The sequence below is a fragment of the Kitasatospora sp. NPDC093558 genome (assembly GCF_040683475.1).
Lineage (GTDB): Bacteria > Actinomycetota > Actinomycetes > Streptomycetales > Streptomycetaceae > Kitasatospora.
Genome location: NZ_JBFBDY010000389.1, coordinates 1 through 6,015, shown reverse-complemented (window position 1 = coordinate 6,015; position 6,015 = coordinate 1). Strand labels below are relative to the sequence as shown.

Here is a 6,015-nt window from a genome sequence, read left to right as displayed (position 1 = left end):
CACCGGCCGCCAGTCGCGGTCCAGCCGGGCCACCGTGACGGCGGTGACCCGGTCGGTGCCGTGCGCCTCGACGACGGCGCTGCGCGGGCGCAGCCGCACCCGGTGGCGCAGCAGCGCGCCGCCGTACCCGGCGCCCTCGACGAGCTTGGCGGGGACGGCCGCCAGCACGCCGGGCCGCCGCGCGTACCCGAGGTAGTCGCCGGCCTCGACCACCGCGGGCACCTCGGCCCCCGCGGTGAGCAGCGAGGACGCCGCGGCGAGCAGCAGCGGCCCGCTGCCGGCCACGACGATCCGCCGGCCGGGCAGCACCAGCCCGGCCTTGAGCATGGCCTGGGCGCCGCCCGCGGTGACGACGCCGGGCAGGGTCCAGCCGGGGAAGGGCAGCTGCCGCTCGTACGCGCCGGTGGCGAGGAGCACGGCGGCGGCCCGCACGGTGGCCCGGTCCGCGGCCTGCGGCCCGAGGGTGACGTGCGCGGCGAGCCCGTCGGCGGTGCGCTCCAGCGCCCACACCTGGTGGCCGCCGAGGAAGCGCACCCGCCCGGAGCGCTCGTGCGCGGCGAGCCGGCCGGCCAGGCCGGCGTAGACGGACCACGCGTGGTGCAGCCGGTCGGGGCGGGCGGCCCCGAGGCCGGGCGCCGGGTGGCGGTAGTACTGGCCACCGGTCTGCCGGCCCGCGTCGAGCAGCGCACAGCGCAGCCCGAGGTCGGCGGCGGTGACGGCGGCGGCGAGCCCGGCCGGGCCGGCCCCGATCACCGCGAGGTCGTACCGCAGCGGCTGTGACGGGTCGAACGGCTCTGCCGCGCCCAGCGGTTCAGACGGCGAGGTCGGCACGGCCGTGGCCCTCCTGGGTGGTGACGGTGGTGCCGGGCTCGGCGGGGAGCAGGCAGGTGCGCTGGTTGGGGCGGCCGTCGACGGTGGCGAGGCAGTCGAAGCAGGCGCCGATGCCGCAGAACGCGCCGCGCGGGCGCCCGCCGGCCCGGGTGGTGCGCCAGGCGAGCACGCCGTCGGCCCAGAGCGCGGCGGCGATCGACTGCCCGGGCAGCGCGGGCACGGGCCGTCCGTCGAACTCGATGTGGTGGGCGGGCCCGGGCTCGGCCCCGACCAGCTCGGCGGGTGTGCGGCGGCGCATCGACGGCCTCTCCGTTGCGGTCGAAGGAAGCATGGGGTCAGGCGGCCGGGAAGCGGTCGGCCCGGAACGGCGTGAGGTCCAATTCCGGCTGCTTGCCCGTCAGTTGTTCGGCGATCAGCAGCCCGGTGGCGGGCGCGAGCCCGATCCCGGCGCCCTCGTGCCCGCACGCGTGGTACAGCCCGGGCACGCGCGGGTCGGCGCCGACGGCCGGCAGGTGGTCCGGCAGGTACGGGCGGAAGCCCCGGTAGGCGCGCATCACGGTGACGTCCGCGAGGACCGGGAACAGCTCGGCCGCCTGCGCCGCGAGCCGCCGCAGCACCTCGTGGGAGAGCGTGCGGTCGAAGCCGACGCGCTCCCGGCTGGCGCCGATCAGCACCGGCCCGCCGGGCGTGCCCTCGACCACGGCCGAGGTCTCCAGCCCGGCCGATCCGCTGGCCACGTTGGCGACGTAGTCGGCGGCGTAGACCTTGTGCCGCACGATCCGCGGCAGCGGCTCGGTGACGAGGACGAACCCGCGCCGGGGCAGGACCGGCAAGTGCACCCCGGCGAGCGCGGCCAGCTCCCCGCCCCACGTCCCGGCGGCGTTGACGACGGCGGGCGCGTCGAGGTGCCGCCGGTCGGTCCCGACGCCGAGGACCGCGCCGTCCGCCCCCCGGCGGACGGTCCGGACGCTCTCGCCGGTGATCAGCTCCGCGCCCAGCCGCCGGGCCGCGCGCAGCAGGTGGGCCGCGGCGAGGGCGGGCTGCACCTGGGCGTCCTGCGGGTAGCGGAAGCCGCCGGCCATGTGCGGCGAGAGGTGCGGTTCCAGGTCCCGCAGCCGCTCGGCCGGCACCTCCTCGGCGACGACCCCGGCGGCGGCCTGCCGGGCGGCGAAGGCACGCAGGGCCTCCTGCCCGTCGGGGGTCCGGGCGACGACGAGGCCGCCCTTGGGCTCGTACTCCACGGCCGCGCCGAGCTCGTCGGCGAGCTCGCGCCACAGCCGGGTGCTGAGCAGCGCGAGGCCGAGCTCGGGCCCGGGCTCCTTGTCGGAGACCAGCAGGTTGCCCTCGCCGGCGCCGGTCGTGCCCCCGGCCACCGGGCCACGGTCGACGACGGCGACGGCGAGCCCGGCGCGGGCCGCGTAGTAGGCGCAGGCGGCGCCGACGACTCCGGCGCCGACCACGACGACGTCCAGGGGAGGTCTCCAGGTCTTGAGCACGTCAGTAATATGTCACATGCCATCCACGGTGCCAAGAGTGCCGCGACGAAAGCCGAACCGGACCCGAACCGGCCCCAAGCCACGCAAAAGCCCCGGCCCGCCGCACGGGGTGCGACGGGCCGGGGCCGAGGAACTCGGGGGATCAGGTGATGTCGTCGATCTGCTCCCGGCGGGCGGCCGGCACCGGAGCACTCGCCGCCGGCGCGGCCGAGGCCTCGATGGCCTCCGCCCCGGCAACCGCCTCGACCGAGAGGTCCACGTGCGAGGCCTCCTCGTCGTCCAGCCCGGCGTCCGGGTTCTTGCGCCGCCTGCGCCGGTCGTTGAGCAGCGCGATGCCCACCGCGAGGAAGTACAGCCCCCAGATCGGCGCGGCCAGCGCGAGCATGCTCAGCGGGTCGGCACTCGGCTGCGCGAAGGCCGCGAACACCGTGATGCCCATGACCATCCCGCGCCACCAGCCGAGCAGCCGCTTGCCGGTGACCATGCCGACCATGTTCATCATCACGAGCAGCAACGGGAACTCGAAGGCCAGGCCGAAGACCAGCACCATCCGGGTCGCGATGTCGAAGTAGTCGTTGGGCGGCAGGATCGGCGTGGTGCCGTTCGGCGTGAACGAGATCAGCACCTGGACCGTCGTCGGCAGCGTCAGGATCGCGCAGCCCACGCCCGCCAGGAACAGCGGTGCGCCGCACAGCATGAAGATGACGGTGTACTTCTTCTCGTGCCGGTGCAGGCCGGGCGCCACGAAGGCCCACACCTGCCACAGCCACACCGGCACCGCGCCCACCACGCCGACCGTCAGCGCGACCTGGAGCATCCAGGTGAAACCCGAGGTCAGACCGATCGTGGAGACCTGGGCGCACCGGCCGTGGTACTGGCCCGCCGTCGCCTCGGTGCACTGCGGCAGCGGCTTCAGCAGGAAGGTCTCGATCTGCTTGTGGTAGAACGCCGCCACGATGGTGATCAGCACGATCGCCAGGACCGACTTGACCACGCGGTTGCGCAGTTCCCGCAGGTGATCGGCGAGGGCCATCCGCCCCTCAGGATCCTTGGACGCCTTCGGCGCCTTGTCGAGCTTGCTCAACCCCGGTCCTCAACTCGTGCGTCGAGGCCCGCCGGTCGACGGGCCTCCGTGGTCGCGTGCGTCACGTGCGCCGCGCTCAGTGCGGGCGTTCGCCGCCGTCGGCGGCCTCGGCCACCGGCCGGGCCGTGCCGGTGGCCCCGGGCGCGGTCTGGATGGTCTTGGCCGCACCCCCGTCCACCGACGGCGCGGGCGCGGGCCGCGCCGCCTCGCCGTCCGAGCGCATCGCCTTGGCCTCGCTCTTCAGGATCCGCATCGACTGGCCCAGCGAACGCGCCAGATCGGGCAGCCGCTTGGCCCCGAAAAGCACGATGGCGATTACCACGACCACCACGATCGCGGTCATCGAGATGCGCATGCTCGACCACCTTCAGTCAACGCGGCACCGGCGGACCGCCCGCGGCGGATGGTAACCGCTGCGGATGACGCCCCGACGACGCCCGCCCGAACAGGACAGCGGCCCCCGGTTCGCAGTTCAGGAGCCACCTGAGAGCGTAACCCGCCCCTACGTCCGGATTGCAGTCCCCGTACGACCTGGTGACGGACTCCTCAGCGCCCCGGCACCGCCGCCGCGAGCTCCCCGGCCGCATCGGCCAGCGCCCGCGAGGCCGCGTCGACGCCCTTGGCCAGCGCCCGCACGTCCAGCCACAGCCGGATCCCGAGGACCCCGAGGACCAGCAGGCCCGCGGTGGCGAGCAGGACGGCGGCGACGAGCATCCAGGACATGACGCCCACCCTATACGGGCGTCTTCCCCAGACCGGGCCCCGAGTCCGCCCTCACCCCTCCGCCGGGACGAGCCGCATGGTGCGCACCCCGGCCCCGGTGAGCGCCTCGACGATCTTCTCCCCCGCCGCCTTGCGCACCGCCGCCCCGCACAGCGGGCAGCCGAAGCTGTAGTGCGCCTGCTCGGGCGTGCGGCCGAGGGTCAGGCGGAACTCCTCGGCCGGCAGCTCCACCTTCTCCCGGCACTGCGAGCAGTAGACCTTGAATCTGGTACCGGGCTCCACGGCTCAGTCCCGCCCCTCCCCGTAGGCGGCCAGCGCCTCCCGAGCCGCCGCGCGCGCCTGCTCGGCCAGCTGCGGCGGCGACACGATCCGCCCGTCCCGGCCCAGCCGCAGCGCCAGCGGACGCAGCTGGGAGGGGTCGGCGCTGCGCAGCGTGATCCGCAGCCCGCCGTCCGGCAGCTCCTCGGCCCGGTCGTGGGTGTAGTACTCGGCCACCCAGCGCCCGCCCGAGGACACCTCGACGACCACCTCCGGGTCGTCCGCGGCCGGGTTGACCAGCCCGCCGGACAGGTCCCGCGGCTCACGCCGGGGCGGGTCGGCGGGCACGTCCAGCACCCGGATCTCGGCCACCCGGTCCAGCCGGAACATCCGGTGGTCCTCCGAGGTCCGGCACCAGGCCTCCAGGTAGGTGTGGCCCTCGGTGAGCAGCCGGATCGGGTCGACCTCGCGCTCGGTCATCCCGCCACGCCCGTGCGAGTAGTAGCGCAGCCACAGCCGGCGCCCCTCGCTCAGGGCGCGGTCGATGTCGGCGAAGACGTGGCTCTCGGCCTCGAACGTCACGCCGACCCGGGCGCTGCCCTCCGCGCTCTCCCCCGCCGCGTTCTCGATCTTGGCGACGGCCCGGGTGAGCGCCTCCCTGTCCCCCGCCCGAAGACCAGGCAGCCCCGCCACCGCACGGGCGGCCACCAGCAGCGCGGTCGCCTCGTCGGCGGCCAGCCGCAGCGGCTGCGCCACGTCGTCGACGTTGTGCCACCAGATCCGCTCGCCGTCGGTGTCGATGTCGAGCAGGTCGCCGCCGCGGAAGCTGGTGCCGCACATCGGCAGCACGTTCAGATCCCCGATCAGCTCACGCTCGGTGATCCCGAACGCCCGCGCCACCTCGGCGACCTCGGCCCCCGGCCGCTCCCGCAGGTAGGTGACCAGCGACAGCATCCGCCTGGTCTGGTCGATCGCATTACTCATGCCCGCACACCCTCCACCACGTCCGGCCCGGCGACCGCCCGCAGCCGCTCGATCACGTCGGCCCGCAGCTCCTCCGGCCCGAGCACCACGACGTCCGGCCCGAACTCCGCCAGGTCGGCGCCCAGCCCGTTGCCGTACGGGATCTCCAGTTCGTCCCAGACCTCGTCGACCCGCCCGGTGCTCAGCGCCTTGGTGCGCAGCGGGAAGCCCGCGCCCCGGCGGACCCGGACGCTCGCGGTGGCCGTGGCGCCCTCACCGGCGAACTTGGCGACGGTCGCCCGCACGTCCACGTGCTCCGGCACGGTCCCGAGGAACGCGCCCGTCTTCGCCCGCACCTTGCCGGTGATCCGGCTGAGCCGGAACACCCGGGCGTCGCCCCGGTCGCGGTCCCAGCCGGCCAGGTACCAGTGCCCGCGCCAGCACTCCAGCGCCCACGGCTCGACGCTGCGCTGCTCGACCGCGGCAGCGCCGGCCTTGCGGTACTCGAAGGTGACCGGACGGCGGTCCCGGGCGGCGGTGAGCAGCGGCTCGAACGCGGCCTCCCGGGCGGGGATGCGCGGCTCCAGGGCGGAGCGCGCCTCGGCTGGGAGCTGAGCTCGACCTGTCCGCCGGGTTCGAGCGTGAGGCGCGAACCGGAGG

The 6,015-nt window shown here is 75.3% G+C and carries 9 protein-coding genes; all 9 read right to left on the bottom strand.

The features are described 5' to 3' along the window. Positions 1 to 807: FAD/NAD(P)-binding oxidoreductase (locus AB0O00_RS27195; RefSeq protein WP_363656067.1), on the bottom strand; the 807-nt coding region annotated here is incomplete at its 3' end. 4 nt (positions 808 to 811) lie between these two features. Further along, positions 812 to 1,129, bottom strand: a complete 318-nt coding sequence (locus AB0O00_RS27190; RefSeq protein WP_363656065.1) for a (2Fe-2S)-binding protein — start codon at positions 1,127 to 1,129, stop codon at positions 812 to 814. Between the two features lie 37 nt (positions 1,130 to 1,166). Further along, on the bottom strand, positions 1,167 to 2,327 hold the full coding sequence (locus tag AB0O00_RS27185; protein ID WP_363656063.1) for an FAD-binding oxidoreductase: 1,161 nt from the start codon (positions 2,325 to 2,327) through the stop codon (positions 1,167 to 1,169). Between the two features lie 142 nt (positions 2,328 to 2,469). Next, positions 2,470 to 3,411, bottom strand: a complete 942-nt coding sequence (gene tatC, locus AB0O00_RS27180) for a twin-arginine translocase subunit TatC (protein WP_363656061.1) — start codon at positions 3,409 to 3,411, stop codon at positions 2,470 to 2,472. A gap of 76 nt (positions 3,412 to 3,487) precedes the next feature. After that, complete coding sequence (tatA, locus tag AB0O00_RS27175; protein WP_363656059.1) at positions 3,488 to 3,766, bottom strand: Sec-independent protein translocase subunit TatA; 279 nt, start codon at positions 3,764 to 3,766, stop codon at positions 3,488 to 3,490. A gap of 191 nt (positions 3,767 to 3,957) precedes the next feature. After that, positions 3,958 to 4,134: a hypothetical protein gene (locus AB0O00_RS27170; protein ID WP_363656057.1), complete on the bottom strand. Its 177-nt coding sequence runs from the start codon at positions 4,132 to 4,134 to the stop codon at positions 3,958 to 3,960. A gap of 51 nt (positions 4,135 to 4,185) precedes the next feature. Next, entirely contained in the window at positions 4,186 to 4,416 is a 231-nt protein-coding gene (locus tag AB0O00_RS27165) for a hypothetical protein (protein WP_363656055.1), read from the bottom strand. 3 nt (positions 4,417 to 4,419) lie between these two features. Beyond that, positions 4,420 to 5,376: a WYL domain-containing protein gene (locus AB0O00_RS27160; protein ID WP_359972411.1), complete on the bottom strand. Its 957-nt coding sequence runs from the start codon at positions 5,374 to 5,376 to the stop codon at positions 4,420 to 4,422. Next, the coding region (locus AB0O00_RS27155) for a WYL domain-containing protein (protein ID WP_363656053.1) at positions 5,373 to 6,015 on the bottom strand (643 nt) is incomplete at its 5' end. The genes AB0O00_RS27155 and AB0O00_RS27160, both read right to left, overlap by 4 nt.

Coding starts and splice junctions, on each gene's coding strand:
- AB0O00_RS27190 (WP_363656065.1), bottom strand. CDS start 1,129: ATGCGCCGCCGCACACCCGCCGAGCTGGTCGGGGCCGAGCCCGGGCCC.
- tatA (WP_363656059.1), bottom strand. CDS start 3,766: ATGCGCATCTCGATGACCGCGATCGTGGTGGTCGTGGTAATCGCCATC.
- AB0O00_RS27170 (WP_363656057.1), bottom strand. CDS start 4,134: ATGTCCTGGATGCTCGTCGCCGCCGTCCTGCTCGCCACCGCGGGCCTG.
- AB0O00_RS27160 (WP_359972411.1), bottom strand. CDS start 5,376: ATGAGTAATGCGATCGACCAGACCAGGCGGATGCTGTCGCTGGTCACC.